General features: G+C 69.4%; 15 protein-coding genes. 10 read left to right on the top strand and 5 right to left on the bottom strand.

The annotated features are described in order from the left end of the window. Nucleotides 1-17: 17 nt before the first annotated feature. Together F0357_RS02745 and blaOXA are read right to left on the bottom strand one after the other, a co-directional pair. Nucleotides 18-1,247, bottom strand: a complete 1,230-nt coding sequence (locus F0357_RS02745) for an MFS transporter (RefSeq protein ID WP_153478471.1) — start codon at nt 1,245-1,247, stop codon at nt 18-20. Between the two features lie 107 nt (nt 1,248-1,354). Continuing rightward, nucleotides 1,355-2,185 (bottom strand): class D beta-lactamase, encoded by an 831-nt coding sequence (gene blaOXA, locus F0357_RS02740; RefSeq protein WP_246161320.1) that lies wholly within the window; start codon nt 2,183-2,185, stop codon nt 1,355-1,357. Nucleotides 2,186-2,284: 99 nt separating this feature from the next. On the opposite strand from blaOXA, the gene F0357_RS02735 reads away from it, so the two are divergent. The 3 genes from F0357_RS02735 to F0357_RS02725 all read left to right on the top strand — a co-directional run bounded on the left by F0357_RS02735 (nt 2,285) and on the right by F0357_RS02725 (nt 5,185). Then, a complete protein-coding gene (locus tag F0357_RS02735) occupies nt 2,285-3,151 on the top strand; it encodes a LysR family transcriptional regulator (RefSeq protein ID WP_153478469.1) in 867 nt (288 codons plus the stop codon). A 134-nt stretch (nt 3,152-3,285) separates the two neighbouring features. Next, nucleotides 3,286-4,500 carry an adenylate/guanylate cyclase domain-containing protein gene (locus F0357_RS02730; protein ID WP_153478467.1) on the top strand — a complete coding sequence of 405 codons (1,215 nt, stop codon included), beginning with the start codon at nt 3,286-3,288 and terminating at the stop codon, nt 4,498-4,500. A gap of 64 nt (nt 4,501-4,564) precedes the next feature. Continuing rightward, nucleotides 4,565-5,185: a glutathione S-transferase family protein gene (locus F0357_RS02725; protein ID WP_153478465.1), complete on the top strand. Its 621-nt coding sequence runs from the start codon at nt 4,565-4,567 to the stop codon at nt 5,183-5,185. 19 nt (nt 5,186-5,204) lie between these two features. On the opposite strand, the gene F0357_RS02720 is transcribed toward F0357_RS02725, so the two are convergent. Beyond that, complete coding sequence (locus F0357_RS02720) at nt 5,205-6,323, bottom strand: FUSC family protein (RefSeq protein WP_208948184.1); 1,119 nt, start codon at nt 6,321-6,323, stop codon at nt 5,205-5,207. A gap of 451 nt (nt 6,324-6,774) precedes the next feature. Here F0357_RS02720 and F0357_RS25090 point away from each other — a divergent pair, with 451 nt between their 5' ends. From F0357_RS25090 to F0357_RS02685, 7 genes are all read left to right on the top strand, one after another. Further along, nucleotides 6,775-8,619 carry a septal ring lytic transglycosylase RlpA family protein gene (locus F0357_RS25090; RefSeq protein WP_312861426.1) on the top strand — a complete coding sequence of 615 codons (1,845 nt, stop codon included), beginning with the start codon at nt 6,775-6,777 and terminating at the stop codon, nt 8,617-8,619. Nucleotides 8,620-8,674: 55 nt separating this feature from the next. Then, on the top strand, nt 8,675-9,397 hold the full coding sequence (gene tmk, locus F0357_RS02710) for a dTMP kinase (protein ID WP_208948432.1): 723 nt from the start codon (nt 8,675-8,677) through the stop codon (nt 9,395-9,397). A 52-nt stretch (nt 9,398-9,449) separates the two neighbouring features. Then, nucleotides 9,450-10,538, top strand: coding sequence for a DNA polymerase III subunit delta' (locus F0357_RS02705; RefSeq protein WP_153478461.1), 1,089 nt, complete (start codon nt 9,450-9,452; stop codon nt 10,536-10,538). 74 nt (nt 10,539-10,612) lie between these two features. Further along, complete coding sequence (metG, locus tag F0357_RS02700) at nt 10,613-12,169, top strand: methionine--tRNA ligase (RefSeq protein WP_153478459.1); 1,557 nt, start codon at nt 10,613-10,615, stop codon at nt 12,167-12,169. Continuing rightward, nucleotides 12,169-12,966 (top strand): TatD family hydrolase, encoded by a 798-nt coding sequence (locus F0357_RS02695; protein WP_153478457.1) that lies wholly within the window; start codon nt 12,169-12,171, stop codon nt 12,964-12,966. The genes metG and F0357_RS02695 overlap by 1 nt, the downstream gene beginning before the upstream one ends. Before the next feature lies 1 nt (nt 12,967). Then, nucleotides 12,968-13,825 carry an MBL fold metallo-hydrolase gene (locus F0357_RS02690; protein ID WP_153478454.1) on the top strand — a complete coding sequence of 286 codons (858 nt, stop codon included), beginning with the start codon at nt 12,968-12,970 and terminating at the stop codon, nt 13,823-13,825. 75 nt (nt 13,826-13,900) lie between these two features. After that, a complete protein-coding gene (locus F0357_RS02685; RefSeq protein WP_153478452.1) occupies nt 13,901-14,617 on the top strand; it encodes an MgtC/SapB family protein in 717 nt (238 codons plus the stop codon). A gap of 10 nt (nt 14,618-14,627) precedes the next feature. On the opposite strand, the gene F0357_RS02680 is transcribed toward F0357_RS02685, so the two are convergent. Together F0357_RS02680 and F0357_RS02675 are read right to left on the bottom strand one after the other, a co-directional pair. Further along, complete coding sequence (locus tag F0357_RS02680) at nt 14,628-15,551, bottom strand: response regulator transcription factor (RefSeq protein WP_153478450.1); 924 nt, start codon at nt 15,549-15,551, stop codon at nt 14,628-14,630. Continuing rightward, nucleotides 15,544-18,921, bottom strand: a complete 3,378-nt coding sequence (locus tag F0357_RS02675; RefSeq protein WP_153478448.1) for a hybrid sensor histidine kinase/response regulator — start codon at nt 18,919-18,921, stop codon at nt 15,544-15,546. Before F0357_RS02675 ends, F0357_RS02680 begins: the two co-directional genes overlap by 8 nt. Nucleotides 18,922-19,115: the final 194 nt, after the last annotated feature.

Here is a 19,115-nt window from a genome sequence, read left to right as displayed (position 1 = left end):
AAATTTCCGCGGGGCCGTCAGAGGTCGCGCATGGAATCGACCTTCCGCAGCGCGGGGAAGAGCCGCGACCACAGGACGGCGACGAGGATCGTGCCGATGCCGCCGATCACCACCGCCGGGACGGTGCCGAACAGTGCCGCCGTGGTGCCGGATTCGAACTCGCCGAGCTGGTTCGAGGTGCCGACGAAGAGGAAGTTCACCGCGCTGACGCGGCCGCGCATGGCGTCGGGCGTCTCGAGCTGGACGAGCGTCGAGCGGATCACCACGCTGACGACGTCCGCGGCGCCCATCAGCGTCAGGGCGACGAGGGAGAGCGGGAACGAGGTCGAGAGCCCGAACAGGACCGTGCCCGCGCCGAACACGGCGACGGCGGTGAACATCGTGACGCCGACGCGCTTCGAAAGGGGACGGCGGGCGAGGAGCAGCGAGGTGAGCAGCGCGCCGACCGCCGGGGCCGCCCTGAGCGCACCGAGCCCGAGCGAACTCGTGTGCAGGATGTCGCGGGCATAGATCGGGAGGAGGGCGGTCGCTCCGCCGAGCAGCACCGCCACCATGTCGAGCGAGATGGCACCGAGGATGATCGGCTTGGCGCGGATGAAGCGGAAGCCGGACAGGAGATTGTCGAGGCTGACCGGCTCGCGGCGCGCGACGTGGGGCGCGGCGAGCTTGATCGACCAGATGCACAGGCTCGCCGCCGCATAGAGCACCGCGACGATGCCGTAGGCGATCTTCGGGCCGGCGAGATAGAGGACGCCCCCGAGAGCAGGGCCGAGGATCGTCGCCGTCTCCATCGCCGAGGCCGACAGGGCGACCGCGCGCGGCAAAAGCGGGGTGCCGACGACGCCGGGCAACAGCGCCGCCATCGCCGGCAGCTCGATCGTGCGGCAGGCGCCGAGAATGGCGGCCGCGGTGAAGATGAGGGGCGGGGAGATCGCGCCGGTCGCCGAGGCGATGCACAGGCAGGCCATCGTCGCCCCCTCGACCCATTGGCAGAGCCGCACCACCGTGCGCCGGTCGAACCGGTCGGCGATGTGGCCGGCCGGCAGGGTCAGCACCAGCATCGGCAGGAACTGACAGAGGCCGACAAGGCCGAGATCGAAGGCGCTCGAGGTCAGTGAATAGAGCTGCCATCCGACCACCACCGCGGCGATCTGGAAGCTCGCCGAGGTCAGCACGCGCGCCGACCAGAACGACCAATAGCTCGTCTCGGCGAGACGGGCGGGCAACGCAGTGTCGGAGGGGGACATCGGTGGGGCCGGGAACGCGATACGAGGGCGATCGCGCCATTAGCATGCGCGGCGAGCCGAAGCGAAGCGCAAAGGTGTGATGGCGTGCCCCCGATGTCCGTGCCGGGTCAGCCGGCGAGCCCCGCGAGATCGGCGAGGAGCCCGTTGCGAACCTTGCGGCCATTGAGGGCGTCCGACGGGTGGTCGAACACCTGCCGGCGCGCGAACACGACCCGCCGGCCGCCCTTTTCGGCCCAGCCGACGAACCAGCCGAGCGGCCTATTCTGGGCCGGTTTGCCGTCAGTTCGCTGAGCCCGGCCGCTGCCGGTCTTGCCGTGCACCGTCCAGCCGCCGGCGGCCTGGAACTCCGGCATGGTCTCGGCCGTCATCGCATAAGCGTGGCCGGACAGCCCGAGCTCGCGGCCGAGCATGCGGCGGAGGAAGGCGACCTGTTCGTCCGCGGAGATCTGGAGCGAGGAGACGAGCCACGCCCTGGTCAGGCCGTCGTTCGCGCCCGGATTGCCGGACACGTCCATATTGCCGTAGTGGAACGCATCGACGAAGCCCCGGAAGCGCGCCACGCCGAGCTTGCGGGTGATCTCCTGCGAATACCAGACGACGGAATCGCGGAGCCAGGCGGTCGGGTCGATCGCGCCCTTCTCCTCCGGACGGCTCGCGGGCAGGTCGGGCCGGTAGGTCCACACCGGGTGGGTCGGGTCTTCGAGAATGCCCGTCTCGAAACCCATCAGCGCGATCGGGATCTTGAAGGTGGAGCAGGGACTGGCGCGCTCGGCCGCCGGGCCGCTGCGGGCGAGGACACGGCCGCTGTCGGCGTCGGCGACGACGGTGGCGACGCTCGGATCGGTCGGTCCGGCGATCGCCGCGGTGCGCGGCAGGGCCACGAGACCGGCCGCCCCGGCCATCAGAAGCCCTAAATTGAATTGACGTCTGTCGAGCATGAGCTGCCTCCTCGTTCGGGTAGCCCACCTCTAAAATCGCCCAGAGGCGGGCACAAACGACGATTGCTCGGCCGAGAGATTAGTTTTTCTAGGGGTCACATGGTTCGCCCGCATCTGCCACTCAATGCCCTGCGAGCGTTCGAGACGTCGGCCCGCCACCTCAGCTTCACGCGCGCGGCGATCGAGCTCAACGTCACCCAGGCGGCGGTCAGCCATCAGGTGAAGGCGCTCGAGGCGCGGCTCGGCGCGCCCTTGTTCCGCCGCCTGCCGCGCGGGCTCGCCCTCACCGACGAGGGGCACGCCCTGCTGCCGGCCCTGCGCGAGTCCTTCGATCGCATCGGCGATCTCCTCGAACGCTTCGAAAGCGGCCACGTGCGCGCGATCCTCACCGTCGGCGCGGTCGGCACCTTCGCGGTCGGCTGGTTGATGCCCCGGCTCGCGGCCTTTCACGAGGCCCATCCGTTCGTCGACCTCAGGCTTTCGACCAACAACAACCGCGTCGACATCGCCGCCGAGGGCCTCGATTTCGCCGTCCGCTTCGGCGACGGCGCCTGGCACGGCACCGAGAGCGAGCCTTTGATGGAGGCCCCCCTTTCGCCCCTCGCTGTCCCGGAGATCGCCGACACGCTGCGCGAGCCCGCGGACCTCGGCCGCTGCGTGCTCCTGCGGTCCTATCGGGCGGACGAGTGGCCGCATTGGTTCGCCGCGGCCGGCGCCGCGGCGCCGGCTGTTCGCGGCCCCGTCTTCGATTCCTCCTCAACCATGATCGAGGCGGCGCTTCAGGGCTTCGGCGTGGCGCTCGCACCGCCCGCGATGTTCGGCCGGCAGCTTGCGGCGGGGATGCTCCGCCAGCCTTTCGCGACCGCGATCGACAAGGGGCGCTATTGGCTCACATGGTTGAAATCGCGGCCGATGAGCCCGGCGATGGACGCCTTCGCGACTTGGATACGCGGGGAGGCGACTTAGATAATCGAGGCTGCGCCGCGGCCTCGCCCGTTGGCCACCCCCGATCCGCATGCCGTCCTTGGTGTCGTCCCGTGGCCGAGCGCCGGCGGATTGGGATCGCCTCCCGAAAAGAGCCAGCCGAAAGGAAGCCCGCCATGAACGAGCGCGACATCGTACGGATCGGCGCCTGGGTGGTCGCGCGGGGCCTCAAGGGCGGCGACGAATCCGTCCTGCTGCGGCAGTTCTGCGAAATGTGCTGCGAAGCCGGCCTGCCGGTCGACCGCGGCATCGTCGTCATCGACACCCTGCATCCGACCTACGAAGGCCGCGCCTTCCGCTGGCGCAGCGACACCCTCCTGGAGGAGCCGCTCATCCGCTACGGCAGCACGCGCGATGGCGAGGCGGCGCTGAGCTGGCAGCGCAGCCCGCTCTATCACCTCTTTCATGCCGGGTTGTCCGAGCTGCGCCACCGCCTCGATCCCGGCCTCGACCTGCCGTTCCCGATCCTCGAGACGATGCGGGGCGACGGGATCACCGATTATTACGCCATGATCCAGCGCTTCGGCCGCGCCGGCATCATCGGCGAGATGGATTGTGTCTTCTCCCAATGGACGACGAAACGGTCGGGAGGCTTCACCGAGGAGGATCTCGAAGCGTTGCGCCGTCTCGTGCCGCCGCTCGCGCTCGCGGTCAAATGCGCCTCGCTCGCCGACATCGCCGAAACCCTCGTCGAGGTCTATCTCGGCAAGGATGCCGGCCGGCGGGTGCTCGACGGCCGCATCACCCGGGGCGTTTCGGACCGCATCAGCGCCGTGCTCTGGTTCTCGGACCTGCGCGGCTACACCCGCATCACCGACACGGCGCCGCCGGACGAGATCATCCCGCTCCTCAATGATTATGCCGAGGCCGTCATCTCGGCGGTTTACGAGGCCGGCGGCGACGTCCTGAAGCTGATCGGCGACGGCACGCTCGCGATCTTCCGGGCCGACGATCCCGCCGAGGCGTGCCGGTGCGCGCTCAAAGCCGAGGCGGACCTTCGCCGCCGGGTGCGCGAGCTCAACGCGCGCCGCACCCGGGAGGGCCGGGCCCAGACCGGCGTCTATCTCGGCCTCCATATCGGCGAGGTGCTCTACGGCAATATCGGCAGCGAGAGCCGGCTCGACTTCACGGTGGTGGGCCCGGCGGTGAACGAGGTGAGCCGCATCGCGTCAATGTGCCGGTCGGTCGATCGCGAAGTCCTGTTCTCAGCCGCCTTCGCCGCCGCGACGCCCGATCCGGAGCGCGTCCGTCTCGTCTCGGTCGGGCGCTACGCGCTGCGCGGCGTCGGCCGGGCGCAGGAATTATTCACGCTGGACCCCGAACTCATCTGAAGCTTTCATTGGACCGACGCGATCATCGGAAAAGATAATCGTCGAAGCCAGCCCGGAGGCGCAGATGATCCTGATCGGCCAATATGATTCCCCGTTCGTGCGGCGCGTCGCGATCGCCCTCAAGCTCTACGAGATCCCGTTCGAGCATCGCCCGTGGTCGGTGTTCCGCAATGCCGACGAGGTTGCGCGCTTCAACCCGCTGCGCCGCGTGCCGACCCTCGTGCTCGACGACGGCGAGGTCTTGATCGAGAGCGGCGCCATTCTGGATTATCTCGACGAGCATGTCGGGCCGGAGCGGGCCTTGATCGCCCGTGAGGGGCGGCTACGGCGGCATGCGTTGAAGGTTGCCGCGCTCGCCACCGGGCTCGCCGACAAGGCGGTCTCGCTCGTCTACGAGAGGGCCCTGCACGAGGAGACGTCCGCCGCCTGGACCGAGCGCTGCGAGGGGCAGGTCGGCAACGTGCTCGCGATCTTGGAGATCGATCGGGCGGGGCGCACGACGCCGTTCTGGTTCGGCGAGGAGATCGGCCACGCCGACATCGCGCTCGCCTGCGCGCTGCGCTTCACGAGCGAGGCGCATCCCGAGCTTTTGCCGGCCGATCGCTACCCGGCGCTGGTCGCCCATTCGCAGCGTTGCGAGGCGCTTCCGGCCTTCCAGGAGATCGTGCAGCCATTCGGGATCTGATCAGACTTCGTCGATCTGATCACGCCCCCGGCTCCGTCTTGACGAGCCGGCTCGTGATCAGCCGGCGGATCGGCAGGGTGACGAGGCTCGCGAGCGCGATCACCACGATGCCGCCGAGAATGCCGAACATGCGGCTGCTCGCCTCGCCGAAATCGGTCTGCGGGATCGGTTCCTGCACCATGGTCAAGAGCAGGCAGAGCGCGACCTGCGCGCCGGTATAGGCGACGTTCGTCTTGCTGTGGGCGATCTGCATCGCGAAGAACAGGCCGCCGGCGAGAAAGATCGCCCACACCGCCCCGATATTGCCGTTGGCCGCCACGGCGGCGAGACCGATCGCGCCGCCGATGAAGCAGCCGCCGACCCGGTTGATCGCCTTGGCCGTCGATCCGTCCCGGGCGGCCGAGATGATGATGAAGGCGGTGATCGGCGTCTGCACCAGCCCCGGCAGGTGCAGCGTCTCCCAGATTGGCGGAATCGCCGCGATCGCGACCGCCGCCGACAGCGCGTGACCGACGAACTCGGCGTCGAACTTGCCGACGAGCTCGCGGAAGAATTGTGGAACCGAGCGCAGCCGGTCGAGCAGGTGCGCCGACGGCGGCGCGGGCAGGGGGTTCGCGATGTGGCCGCGGTCGATGCCGATGAGGTCGAAGGCGGTCGCCACGAGGACGCCGGTCAGGATTTCGAGCACGCGGTTGATCGTCACCGTGCCGACCGAGCCGGGATCGGCGAGGGTATCGAACACGATTAGAGGGACGGTCAGCCCCAACAGGACGAAGGCGTAGGAGTAGCGGCTTGTCGCCTGGAGATAGACCGCGAGGCCCGAGACGAGGGCGACGACGACGACGAGCGCCGGCATGCCGAGGCCGCTCCACTGCACCAGACCATAGGCGACCAGCCCGCCGCCGACGGTGCCGAACACCCGCTGCACGCCGCGCCGGAGCGTGGAATGGGAATCGTTCTGGAACACACGGACGACACTGATGCCGGCCCAGGCCGGGTTCTCGAGGCCGATGAGGTGCGCGATCGTCACCGCGAGCAGAATGCCGAGCGTCGCCCGCGCCGCGGCCCGAGCGTGCGCGTCCGTCAGCCGCATGGCCCGGATGGTGGTGCCGAGCGACACCAGATAATGCGGGAGCATCTCCATTTTCGGCCGCAAGTCCGTCACGTTCGTCCCCGGTCTCGGTTGTCTCGAACGGTCCGAGTAGCGCCACGAAAGAACCGAAGAATCAATGGTCTTACACTTCAGTGCTCCACCTATATTAGGCCCCCGGAACAGGCTTGCGACGCTACGCCCGCCGCGATGTGAAAGGCGGCGCCACATTGGTGCCGCATTGACGCTCGATCTCGGCACCGTTAACGTTCGGTAATGCGCGTCTTCGGGGCGCGTTAACGAATGATACTTCCGGCGCTTGCCAACGGGTCGGCACATCCGGATGATCGCGCTGCCTCGCGGGACGATCCCGGGAGGACTTGAACGGACATTCTGGGGGTGGGCCTACGGGGCTGCCTCGGGAGCTGAAGCGGCGGTCCAGCGCGGCCGCACCAACCGGTACCAGGGCGCAGGCCCGGTGCCGCACAGGCGAGGTGGCATGGCAAGGGCGACGCGCGAACACGGGCTGAACCAGCTTTCCACCGAATCGCCGGCGGCGGCGGTCGATCAGCCTTCTCTCCACGTCTCTCCCGAGGATTGTCCTCCCGATGCCGCCACGGCATCGCCTGTTCCGGCCCGTTCCCGCACTTTCAAGGCCGCGATGATCGGCGGCTCGCTCGTCGCGGGTTGCCTCGCGGTGTCCGGCTGCATGGACAAGAGCGATCAGGTCGCCTCGGTGCCGAAGCCGAGCCCCCGCGCGGTCGCCTCCACCGACGGGTCGGACGGCTACAAGATCGGCAAGCCCTACAAAGTGCGCGGCAAGTGGTACAAGCCGGGCGTCAATTCGAAATATAAGGCGATCGGTCTCGCCTCCTGGTACGGCTCGGGCTTCCACGGCCGCCGCACCGCGAGCGGCGAGAAGTTCGACACCGGCTCGCTCACCGTCGCCCACCCGACGCTGCCGATGCCGTCCTATGTGCGCGTCACCAATCTCGAGAACGGCCGCTCGATCGTCGCCCGCGTCAACGATCGCGGCCCGTTCAGCCCGGACCGCGTGGTGGACGTGTCGTCCCGCGTCGCCTCGCTGCTCGACTTCAAGCGCAGCGGCACGGCTGAGGTGAAGGTCGAATATGTCGGCCTTGCGCCGCTTCAGGGTGACGACACCCGCACGCTGCTCTCCACCCTTTCGACGCCTGAGAAGCCGGAACCGCCGTCGACCCAGGCGCAGACCGTGATGGTCGCCTCGGCCGGTGCGGTCGCCGCGGCGGCGCAACCGGCGCTCCAGGGCACGGCCGGCACCGCGACGATCGCCGGCGAAGCGCCGCAGACCTCCGCGCTGCCGGGTGTCTCTTCGTCCGCCCCGGCCCCCGGCGGCGCCGCTTCGGTCGCGGGCACCGCGCCGGCCGGGGTCGCCGCCGAGGGCGGCATGCCTCTGCCGGAGCCGCGCCCGGGCGCGGTCGATGGAGTCTCGACGGTCGGCGCCCTCGCATACGGCAGCGCCGCGACCCAGGACCCGAACGCTGAAAGCGTGATCGACGCCGGGTCCACGATCCCGTTGCCGCCGGTCGATCCGACCCGCGCGCCGCCGGCCCCGCTGGCGGGCACCGAAGGCGCCGCGACCCAGCAGGTCGCCTCGGCAGAGATTGCCGCGCCGCAGGCCGCTGCCGTGGCACAGGTTGCCGCGGCGCCTCGGGCAACCGCGCCGATGCCGGTCGCCTACCAATTCGCCGAGTCCCGCGGGGGCATCATCCGCCCGGGTGTCGCCGCCGCGCGTCTCGCCGAGGCCGCGCCGAAGCAAACCGCCAACGTGCAGGTCGCCTCGATCACGCCCGCGGCGCCGGTCGCCACCGCAACGACGACGATGGCCCCGGCAGTTGCCGCGCCGGCCGTCGCGAGCGCACCGGAGGCTGAGCCGGCCGCCGGTTCCGTCCCGGTTCCCCAACCGTCGCCGCTCACCGCCGCCGTGCCGGTCGAAATGGCTCCGGTCGCGACGCTTCCGGTTGCTGCGGCGTCGCTGTCGAGCGAGCCTGGTCTCCGGCTGCCCGAGCCCCGCCCGGTCGCCAACGGCGCCCCGACCGCGCTCGTGCCGACCGCTCTGAAATCCGCCAAGGCCGCTCCGCTGCCGCTTCCCGAGCCCGCAGCCGCGGCTGCGACGGGAGCCCAGCCGCTGCCCTCCTTGGTGCCGCTGCCGGTGCCGTCTCCGGTCTCGTCGTCGGCGATGAACGAGCTGCCGACCCAGTCCGCGCGATCTTTCGCCGCGCTCGATCAGAATGCGGTCGTAGCCGCCGCCGAGCGGTACGCCGCGACGACGGCCGGCTGGCGCGCGAGCGCCGACGCGCAGTGATCGCGTGCCTGGCCGAGGGGAAGACCCCGGCGCCTTCACGGCGCTGGAGCAGGCCCTGAGGGCTTTCGGTCGATCCTATCGCGGACGTGGGCAAGACGACGCCGGAGATGTCTCCGGCGCGACGCGCGGTCGTTTCGTCACCTTCGAGGGCGGTGAGGGGGCCGGCAAATCCACTCAGATCAGCCGTTTGGCCCGGAGACTTACCGCGCTCGGCCGTGACGCGCTGCTCACCCGGGAGCCCGGCGGCTCCAGCGGTGCGGAGATCGTCCGCCATGTGCTGCTCTCCGGCGCGGCCCGCGCGTTCGGCTCGGACGCCGAGGCCATGCTGTTCGCGGCCGCCCGCATCGATCACGTCGATCGCCTGATCCGTCCGGCCCTGGAAGCCGGCCGTTGGGTCCTGTGCGACCGCTTCGCCGATTCGACCCGGGTCTATCAGGGCACGGGCGGGACCGATCCGGGCCTCATCGACGCCCTGGAGCGCATCGCCCTCGAAGGGCTAAAGCCGGATTTGACCCTCATCATCGATCTGCCGGTAGAGATCGGTCTCGCCCGCGCCGCGGTGCGCCGCGGCGCGGCGGAGACCGACCGCTTCGAGGCCGACCACGTGGAGATCCACGAGCGGCGGCGACAGGCTTTCCTCGCCATTGCCGCGGCCGAGCCGGAGCGCTGCGCGGTGATCGACGGCACCGCGACGCCGGACGCGGTCGAGGCGGCGGTGTGGGCGGCGGTGCGCGGCCGCTTCCCCGAGCTTGCATCGGCGCTCGGCCCGCCGCACTAATCCCCGATCCGGCACGCGACCCCCGCACCAGATTGCAGCACGAGGACGAGGCATGGCCCGGGCGCCGGCGCGCGAAGAGGCATTTCCCGACGATTTCGACGCGATCGACGGCCTCGCGAGCCCGGCCGCGCAGATCCATCTGGTCGGGCAGTCGGCGGCGGAGCGCACCCTTCTCGACGCCTACCGCAGCGGCCGGCTGCACCACGGCTGGATTCTCGGCGGCCCGCGCGGCGTCGGCAAGGCGACGCTCGCCTTCCGCTTCGCCCGCTTCTTGCTCGCGAACCCCGATCCGAACGCACCGACCGTCGCGGCGGCGCGCGATCTTTCCGTCCCCGCGGGGCATCCGGCTGGGCGGCTCGTTGCCTCCGGCGCCCACCCGGACCTGCTGCACCTGCGCCGGCCCTGGGACGACAAGGGCAAGCGGTTCCGCAGCGAGCTCACCGTCGACGAGGTGCGGCGCCTGACGCCGTTCTTCGGCTCGACGGCGTCCGGCGGCGGCTGGCGGGTCGCGATCGTCGACCCGGCCGACGATCTCAACACCAACGCCGCGAACGCGCTTCTGAAAATGCTCGAGGAGCCGCCGGCGCGCGGGCTGTTCCTGATCGTCAGCCACGCGCCCGGCCGGCTTCTGCCGACCATCCGCTCGCGAGCCCGGCGGCTCGCCCTCGCGCCGCTCGGCGAAGCGGACCTTCTCGCCGCGCTCCAGGCGATCGGCGTCACGGCCGAGCGCACCCGTCTCCTGCGCGCGGCCGCGGCGGGGGAGGGCAGCGTCCGCCGTGCGGCGCAGCTTGCGACCGGCGGCGCCGTCGAGATCGAAGACCTCGTGAAGCCGGTGATCGCCTCGCTCGGTCGCGATCTCGATCGACGCGCGCTGCATGCGCTGGCCGACGCGCTCGCCCAGCGCGATGCCGAAGACGCCTTCGACCATGCGCTCGGCCTCGTGCAATCCTATATCTCGGACAAGGTGCGCGCCGGGAGCGCCGCCGGCGAACCCTTGGCGAAGCTTGCCGCTTGGCCGGAGGTGTGGGAGAAGATCGACCGCGCCGTGGGTCGCGCCGAGGCGTTCAATCTCGACCGCAGGCAACTCGTGCTCGGCATCTTCCGGGATCTCGCCGAGGCCGAACGACGCGCGCGCGCCTAGAAGACCCTGCCGATCGGCGCGCGTCCTCCCGCCGCCCACGGCGGTTCCCGCATGCGAAGGAAAGACCCGGCCTCATGAGCGAGACGCCGAAATATTACATCACGACCGCGATCGCCTATCCGAACGGCGCGCCCCATGTCGGCCACGCCTACGAGGTGATGGCGACCGACGCGCTGGCGCGGTTCAAGCGGCTCGACGGTTATGACGTCTTCTTCCTGACCGGGACCGACGAGCACGGCATCAAGATGGTGCAGACCGCCGGCCGCGAGGGGCTCAAGGCGCAAGAGCTCGCCGACCGCAACGTGCCGCTATTCCAAGCGATGGATGCGGCGCTCGGCATCTCGAACGACGCTTTCATCCGCACCACCGAGGAGCGGCACTATCGCTCGAGCCATGCGATCTGGGAGCGCATGGAGGCGGCCGGCGACATCTATCTCGATTCCTATGCCGGCTGGTATTCGGTGCGCGACGAGGCGTTCTACGCCGAATCCGAAACCGTCGTCGGTGAGGACGGCGTCCGCCGTGGCCCGCAGGGCACCCCCGTGGAGTGGATCGAGGAGGAGAGCTATTTCTTCCGCCTCTCCGCCTATCAGGACCGCCTGCTCGCCCATTACGAGGCGAACCCGGACTTCATCGGCCCGGATGAGCGGCGCAACGAGGTGGTGAGCTTCGTCCGCGGCGGACTGAAGGATCTCTCGATCTCGCGCACGACGTTCGATTGGGGCATCCCCGTGCCCGGCAATCCCCGTCACGTCATGTACGTGTGGGTCGACGCGCTCACGAACTACATCACCGGCGTCGGCTATCCCGATGTGGATTCCGAGCAATTCAAGCGCTACTGGCCGGCCGACCTGCATGTCATCGGCAAGGACATCGTGCGCTTCCACGCGGTCTATTGGCCGGCCTTCCTGCTCTCGGCCGGCCTCGCGCCGCCGAAGCGCGTCTATGCCCACGGTTTCCTGTTCAACCGCGGGGAGAAGATGTCGAAGTCGGTCGGCAACGTGATCGACCCGATCGGGCTGATCGAGACCTACGGCGTCGATCAGGTCCGCTATTTCTTCCTGCGCGAGGTGCCGTTCGGCCAGGACGGCAACTATAGCCACGAGGCGATCGTCGGGCGGATCAACGCCGACCTCGCCAACGATCTCGGCAACCTCGCCCAGCGTTCGCTGTCGATGATCGCCAAGAACTGCGACGCCGCCGTGCCGGCGCCGGGCGCCTTCAGCGCCGCGGACGAGGCGATGCTCGGCCGTGCCGATGCGCTGTTGCCGCTCTGCCGCACCGCGATCGACCGCCAGGAGATCCACACCGCGCTCGGCCATGTCTGGGCGGTGGTGGCGGAGGCGAACCGCTATTTCGCGAGCGAGGAGCCCTGGGCCCTGCGCAAGACCGATCCCGCGCGCATGGCGACGGTGCTCTACGTCACCGCTGAGACGGTCCGGCAGGTGGCGATCCTGGCCCAGCCGGTGATGCCGACCTCGGCGGCGCGCCTGCTCGACCTGCTCGGTGTGGCGGAGGGCGACCGCGGCTTCGAACGGCTCGGTGCGGTCGGACGTCTCGCCGCCGGCACCGCCTTGCCGACCCCGCAGGGCGTGTTCCCCCGTTATATCGAGCCGGAGGCGACCGCCTGATGCTCGTCGACAGCCATTGCCATCTCGACTTCCCTGATTTCGAGGCGGAGCGCGACGCCGTCGTCGCCCGCGCCCGGGAGAACGGCGTCGGCCACATGGTGACGATCTCGACGCGGGTGCGCCGCTTCGACACCATCCGCGCCATCGCCGAGCGCTATGACGACGTGACCTGCTCGATCGGCACCCACCCCCACAGCGCGGGGGAGGAGGACGGCATTCCGGTCGAGGAGATTGTCCGGCTCGCTGCCCATCCGAAGGTCGTGGCGATCGGGGAGGCGGGCCTCGATTATCATTACGACAAGGCTCCGCGCGACGCTCAGATGCGGGGCTTTCGCACCCACATCGCGGCGGCGCGCATCACCGGCCTGCCGCTGGTGATCCACGCCCGTGCCGCGGACGAGGACGTCGCCGCGGTCTTGACCGAGGAAATGGCGAAGGGGCCGTTCAAGGCGCTGCTCCATTGCTTCTCGTCGGGGCCTGAACTGGCCCGGACGAGTCTTGCGCTCGGCCTCTACGTTTCGTTCTCGGGCATCCTGACCTTCAACCGCTCCGAGGACATCCGCGCGATCGCCGCCGAGGTACCGCTTGACCGCTTGCTCGTCGAGACCGACGCGCCCTACCTCGCGCCCGTTCCGCACCGCGGCAAGCGCAACGAGCCGGCCTTCGTCCGCCACACCGCGGACGTTCTGGCGAAGGCGAAGGGCGTGACGCCGGCGGCCATCGCCGAGGCGACGACGGCGAATTTCTTCCGCCTGTTCTCGAAGGCGCCGACGCCGGCGACCCCGACGGGCGCCTGACATGACGAACGCCGTTCTGGAATTCGTGATCCTCGGGTGCGGATCGTCGGGCGGCGTGCCCCGCATCGACGGCGAATGGGGTGCCTGCAATCCCGCCGATCCGCGCAACCGCCGCCGCCGCTGCTCGTTGCTGGTGCGGCGTATCGGCGACGAGGGGGTGACGACCGTCGTCGTCGACACCGGGCCGGACGTCCGCGAGCAGCTTCTGGCAGCGAACGTGCGGACGATCGACGGCGTGCTCTACACCCACGCGCATGCAGACCATGTGCATGGCATCGACGATCTGCGAGCCTTCGCACTGACCAGCCGGCGCCGTGTCGACGTCTACATGGACGCATCGACGTCGGTGCGGGTGCACGAGGCGTTCGGCTATTGCTTCGCGACGCCGCCGGGTTCCAATTATCCGCCGATCCTCACCGAACACCGCATCCGCGCCGGCGAGCCGGTGACGGTCTTCGGCCCCGGCGGCCCGATCACCGCGCTGCCCTTCCTCCAACATCACGGCGAGATCGATTCCCTCGGCTTCCGCTTCGGCGATCTCGCTTATTCGAGCGACGTGCACGATCTGCCGGCCGCCTCGATGCCGCATCTGGAAGGGCTCGGCGTCTGGATCGTCGATGCGCTGCGCTATACGCCCCACGGCAGCCATTTCTCGCTCGACGAGGCGCTCGAATGGATCGCGCGGGTGAAGCCGGCCGAGGCGATCCTCACCGACATGCACATCGACCTCGATTATGACGTGGTCGCCGCGAGTGTGCCTGACGGCGTACGGCCGGCGTTCGACGGCATGACGATCGTCCGCCGCTTCGACGACGGGCTCGCCGGTGCCGCGCGCCGCCCGGCGCAGCAGGATCAATAGCCGTTTCGCTTCGGCGCTCTTTCCGTCCGTCCGTGGTTCGCCTAAAAGCGGTCGCCAGCGGTGCCGGAGGACGTCATGCAGTTCATCGAGACCTTCGAACTCACCTCGTTCCTCGACACGACCATAAGCCTGACCGCGGCGTTCGCGCTCGGCACGGTGATCGGCGCCGAACGGCAATATCGCCAGCGGTCGGCGGGTCTGCGCACCAACGTCCTGGTGGCGCTCGGCGCCGCCGCCTTCGTCGATCTCGCGATGCGGATCGCCGGTGCGGACGGGGCGGCGCGCGTGATCTCCTACGTCGTCTCCGGCATCGGCTTTCTCGGCGCCGGCGTGATCATGAAGGAGGGGATGAACGTCCGCGGTCTCAACACTGCGGCGACGTTGTGGGCCTCCGCGGCGGTGGGCGCCTGCGCAGGCGCGGACCGCGTCGCCGAGGCAGCGCTGCTCACGGGGTTCATCCTCGGCTGCAACACCTTCCTGCGGCCGCTCGTCAACTTCATCGACCGCATCCCGATTTCGGGTGGCGAGACGGAGGCCTCCTACGAAATCCACGTCACCTGCGAACTCGTCGCCGCCGCGGCGGTGCGCAAGGCCGTGGCGAGGATTTTGCGCGAGGCGCACTATCCTGCGGCCGATACCGATCTCGAGGCGCGTCCGGACGGCCTCGCCGCCCTCGAGATCAGCCTCGTCACCACGAGCGTGAAGGATTCCGACATGGATTCGCTCGTCACAGCGATCGGCCGGATCGGCGGCGTACGCGACGTCGTGTGGGAATCGAGCGCCACGGATTGAAGGGCGTCTCCTACCGCGCCCGATCCTCGAGGGCCTGCAGCGCCAACACGGCGGCCGAGGCGCGGTTCTCGACGCCGAGCTTGGCATAGATCTGTTCCAGGTGCTTGTTCACCGTGCGGTGGCTCAAGCCGAGGATCTCGCCGATGTCCCGGTTCGACTTGCCGCGGGCGATCCAGAGGAGCACGTCGGCCTCGCGCGCCGTCACAGCGAACTTCTCCCGCAGCACCACCGCCGATTGACCGGGCTCCTCGCTCGTCAGGCGGAACAGATATTCGTCGGTGCCGCTGCCGCCGAGGAAGCTCAGTTGCAGGTTCTGCCCGCCCTCGAGCGCGATCGGCGGCACGCCGGGGCCGGATTTCAGGCCGCCCGCCCGCAACTGATCCCGCACCGCTTCGGGCAGCGCCAGCCGGCCATCGCGGGAGGGGAGGGCGGTGGCGAGGAGCCGCAGCGCCTGAGGTGTGGACCAGCGGATGATGCCGTCGGAATCGGTCGCGAGCAGGTAGCGCCCGGTCGCGTCGAGCGCGACCCGCGCGCTCTGGGCGGTGCGCGCATTGGCGAGGTGGACGCGGATGCGGGCGAGGAGTTCGTCGATGACGATCGGCTTCGTCACGTAGTCGACGCCCCCGGCCGCGAGCCCCTGGACGATGTGCTCGGTCTCGGTGAGGCCGGTCATGAAGATCACCGGCACGTGAGAGAGGGCGTTGTTGCCCTTGAGCCGGCGGCAGGTCTCGAAGCCGTCCATCGCCGGCATAACGGCATCCATCAGCACGATGTCCGGCGTGATGCGTTCGACGAGGGCGAGCGCCTGCGGGCCGCTCGTGGCGACCAGCACCATCGCCCCCGAGCGATCGAGGGCGTCGGTGAGCAGGCTCAGGGTCTCCGGGCTGTCGTCCACGACCAGGATGATGTCGCGGGCCTTGGTCGGCTCAGTCATCGGCCACCCCCTCCAGCACCGAGAGATAGCGGCGGAAGTCGAAATTGCGGATGTGCCCGCGCAGCACCTCGACGAAGGGGGCGTTGGCGGGATCGCCGGCGAGGGCGTCGAGCTTCGCCTCGATGCCGCGCACATAGCCGATGTGCCCGAGGCGCATCAACTCCTCCACATGGTCCCGGCCGGGGCTCGCGAGCGGGGCTTCGGCCGCCGCCGGCGCCGGGGCGAGGGGCGGCGGCGCATCCTCGATCCAGGCAAGGTCGAGGAAGGATTGCAGGCGATCGAGGAGCTGGCGCAGGTCGAACGGCTTCGGCAGGCTGTCGTCGTGGGCGTCGGCCTCGGCCGGCGCCGGGTGGCTCTCGCCGATATTGGCCGAGAGCATGATGATCGCGGCATCGACGTGCCCACGCCGGCGCAGCGCCTCGGCGAGCGCCCAGCCGTTCATGCCCGGCATCGAGATGTCGAGCAGGAAGAGATCGGGCTTGATGCCGTCGACGATGGTCAGGCATTCGGCGCCGTCGCTCGCGGTGAAGACGATGAAGCCGAGCGGCTCCAGCGCCTCGCGCATCAGGTCGCGGTGGTCCTGGTCGTCGTCGACGACGACGATGGTGCGCCGCCGGCCCTCGTAGCCGCGGATGCGGGGCGGGGTGGCGGCGAGCGCCGGGTTGGCGACCGCGGAGAGCATCAGCCGTACCTGGAAGCGGGAGCCTTTGCCGATCTCACTCGCGACCGCAATGTCGCCGCCCATCAGTTCGGCGAGGAGCTTGGTGATGGTGAGCCCGAGCCCGAGGCCAGGGGCGGCGAGCCCGTCCGCCCGCGCCCCGCGGTCGAACGGCTCGAAGATGCGGGTGAGGTCTTCGCGCGGAATGCCGATCCCGGAATCCTCGACGACAATGGTCGCGATCTGGTTGCGGTAGGCGATCTGCAGGGAGACGAAGCCGGCATCGGTGAACTTGATGGCGTTCGACAGCAGGTTGATGAGGATCTGGCGCAGCCGCCGCTCGTCGGTGCGCACCACCTCCGGCAGGGCGTCGGCCCGGGCGAAGCGAAAGTCGAGCCCCTTCGCCTGGGCCTGAAGGCGGAACATGTCCACGATCTGGTCGAGGAAATCGGCGATCCTGACTTCGTTGCGGCCGAGCTGAAGGCGGCCCGCCTCGATCTTCGAAATGTCGAGGAGGCCGTCGATCAGGCCGGAGAGATGTTCGGCGCTACGGCGGATGACGCGGATGCCGCCCGGGCTCGTCTGTTGGCCGTCGGCCGCATCCCGTTCGAGAAGCTGGGCATAGCCGAGCACCGCATTGAGAGGCGTCCTGAGTTCGTGGCTGAGGCCGACGAGATAGCGGCTCTTGGCGAGGTTGGCGGCCTCGGCGACCTCCTTGGCGCGCTGGAGGGCGATGTCGGTGCGGCGGTGCGCCTCGATCTCTTTCAGGAGCAGCGTGTTCTGGCGCGCCGATTCCTCCTGCGCGACGCGCCGGCTGTCCTGGGCGAGGACGAAGAACCACGCGACCACGCCGCCGACGATGACGAGGATGAAGAACGCGGCCCAGAGGGCTTGGCGAATGATCTCCGCATCGTTCCCGGCGTGGGACACGACCTGAACGTCGACGAGGAGGAGGACGAGGCTCAGGACCGCCGTGAAGAGTGCCAGGATGCCGAGATAATAGCCGAGCCGCGGATCGAGCCGAGCGACGAGGGCGCGCGGCAGCACCCGCGACACGGCGCTCATGAACTGCGCCTCCATCCGCGCCTTCGGCTTGCAGAGATCGTGGCAGCGGGCGTCGAGAGAGCAACAGAGCGAGCAGATCGGAGCCTGATAGGCCGGGCAATAGGCGGTGTCCTCAGGCTCGAACTCGTGCTCGCAGACGCGGCAGGTGATGCCGGTGCGCGTCAGCCAATGGGCGCGGGGCTTGCGGGCGAGGTAGTAGCGGCCGCGCGTCGCGAGGGCGATCGCCGGCGCCGTCACGAGCGCGAGCCCGAGCGCCACGAACGGGGCGAGGGCCTGCATCTCGGCGCCGAACGTGCCGGTGGCTGCGAGCAGCGCGACGATCGCCGAGATCGCCATCGCCCCGACACCGACCGGATTGATGTCGTAGAGGTGGGCGCGCTTGAACTCGATGCCGGGCGGGCTCAAGCCCAGCGGCTTGTTGATGACGAGGTCGGCGACGATGGTCCCGAGCCAGGCGACCGCGACGACGGCGAACAGGCCGAGGGTGCGCTCCAAGGCCCGGTAGATGCCGAGCTCCATGAGGAGGAGCGCGATCGCCACGTTGAAGACCAGCCACACGACCCGCCCCGGATGGGAATGGGTGAGCCGCGAGAAGAAGTTCGACCACGCGAGCGAGCCCGCATAGGCGTTCATCACGTTGATCTTGAGCTGCGAGACGACGACGAAGGCGGCGGTGAGCGCGAGCACCGCGTCCGGCCAGGGCAGCACGTAGCCGAAGGCGACGCGGTACATCTGGGCCGGCTCGGCCGCGTGCTCGGCCGGCACACCGTGGCGCAGGGCGAGCACGGCGAGGAAGGAGCCGAACAGGAGCTTCGGCGCGCCGAGCACGATCCAGCCCGGACCGGCGGCGATCAGCGCGAACATCCAACTGAGCTTCGGCTTGCCCTTCACCGCCGGCAGGAAGCGCAGCACGTCCACCTGCTCGCCGATCTGCGGCATCAAGGCGAGGATGACCGAGGCGGCGCCGCCGAACTTCAGGATGTCGAACGAGAAGCCGGTGCCGCCGGCGGGCGCGCCGAGGCCTGGAAAATGGGTCCACTGCCCGAAGGACGGCCAGTCCTGCACCAGGATGAAGCCGACCGGCAGGATATTGAGCACGATCCACAAGGGTTGGGTCAGAAGCTGGAAGCGGCTGATCCAGGTGATGCCGTGGGTGACGAGCGGGATCACGACGACGGCGCTCACCACGTAGCCGATCGGCAGCGGCACCCCGAAGCAGACGTCGAGGGCGATCGACATGATCGACGCCTCGATGGCGAACAGGATGAAGGTGAAGGTCGCGTAGATCAGCGAGGTGATCGTCGAGCCGATATAGCCGAACCCGGCGCCGCGGGTGAGGAGATCGATATCGACGCCGTAGCGCGCCGCATAGCGGCTGATCGGCAAGCCGGTGAGGAACAGGATGACCCCGACCACGAGGGTCGCGACGAGCGTGTTGGCGAAGCCGTAGCTCAGCGTGATCGCCCCGCCGATCGCTTCCAGCGCCAGAAAGGAGATGGCGCCGATCGCCGTCTGGGCGACGCGCGGCGCCGACCAGCGGCGCGCGCTCTTGGCGGTGAAACGCAGTGCATAATCTTCGAGCGTCTGGTTGGCGACCCAGCGATTGTAATCGCGCCGGATCGGTAGAATGCGTTGCCGCCCTGCCATCGCTCGGTTTCGTTCCCCAAAAGGCGCTGCGCCGTCCGCCGTCCAGCAAGTTTGATGCCGCGGTATATCCTCTTAGCCGCGACGGCGCCGTCCGGGTACGTCGATTAGCGCTCCGCCCTACGTCAATCGACGTATAGCCGCGCCCGGGTCCCGCCCGCACTGTGGCGGACAGGCGGCGAAAGCGCGCCGCTCGA

Origin of the sequence: Segnochrobactrum spirostomi, from assembly GCF_009600605.1 — a bacterium.
In the GTDB taxonomy this organism is placed as follows: Bacteria; Pseudomonadota; Alphaproteobacteria; order Rhizobiales; family Segnochrobactraceae; genus Segnochrobactrum; species Segnochrobactrum spirostomi.
This window is presented reverse-complemented; position numbering and strand designations above follow the sequence as displayed.

What these genes read in the sequence shown, in the direction of transcription:
- F0357_RS02745 (WP_153478471.1), bottom strand. Translation starts at nt 1,247, where the DNA reads ATGTCCCCCTCCGACACTGCGTTGCCCGCCCGTCTCGCCGAGACGAGC.
- blaOXA (WP_246161320.1), bottom strand. Translation starts at nt 2,185, where the DNA reads ATGCTCGACAGACGTCAATTCAATTTAGGGCTTCTGATGGCCGGGGCG.
- F0357_RS02735 (WP_153478469.1), top strand. Translation starts at nt 2,285, where the DNA reads ATGGTTCGCCCGCATCTGCCACTCAATGCCCTGCGAGCGTTCGAGACG.
- F0357_RS02730 (WP_153478467.1), top strand. Translation starts at nt 3,286, where the DNA reads ATGAACGAGCGCGACATCGTACGGATCGGCGCCTGGGTGGTCGCGCGG.
- F0357_RS02725 (WP_153478465.1), top strand. Translation starts at nt 4,565, where the DNA reads ATGATCCTGATCGGCCAATATGATTCCCCGTTCGTGCGGCGCGTCGCG.
- F0357_RS02720 (WP_208948184.1), bottom strand. Translation starts at nt 6,323, where the DNA reads ATGCTCCCGCATTATCTGGTGTCGCTCGGCACCACCATCCGGGCCATG.
- F0357_RS25090 (WP_312861426.1), top strand. Translation starts at nt 6,775, where the DNA reads ATGGCAAGGGCGACGCGCGAACACGGGCTGAACCAGCTTTCCACCGAA.
- F0357_RS02705 (WP_153478461.1), top strand. Translation starts at nt 9,450, where the DNA reads ATGGCCCGGGCGCCGGCGCGCGAAGAGGCATTTCCCGACGATTTCGAC.
- metG (WP_153478459.1), top strand. Translation starts at nt 10,613, where the DNA reads ATGAGCGAGACGCCGAAATATTACATCACGACCGCGATCGCCTATCCG.
- F0357_RS02695 (WP_153478457.1), top strand. Translation starts at nt 12,169, where the DNA reads ATGCTCGTCGACAGCCATTGCCATCTCGACTTCCCTGATTTCGAGGCG.
- F0357_RS02690 (WP_153478454.1), top strand. Translation starts at nt 12,968, where the DNA reads ATGACGAACGCCGTTCTGGAATTCGTGATCCTCGGGTGCGGATCGTCG.
- F0357_RS02685 (WP_153478452.1), top strand. Translation starts at nt 13,901, where the DNA reads ATGCAGTTCATCGAGACCTTCGAACTCACCTCGTTCCTCGACACGACC.
- F0357_RS02680 (WP_153478450.1), bottom strand. Translation starts at nt 15,551, where the DNA reads ATGACTGAGCCGACCAAGGCCCGCGACATCATCCTGGTCGTGGACGAC.
- F0357_RS02675 (WP_153478448.1), bottom strand. Translation starts at nt 18,921, where the DNA reads ATGGCAGGGCGGCAACGCATTCTACCGATCCGGCGCGATTACAATCGC.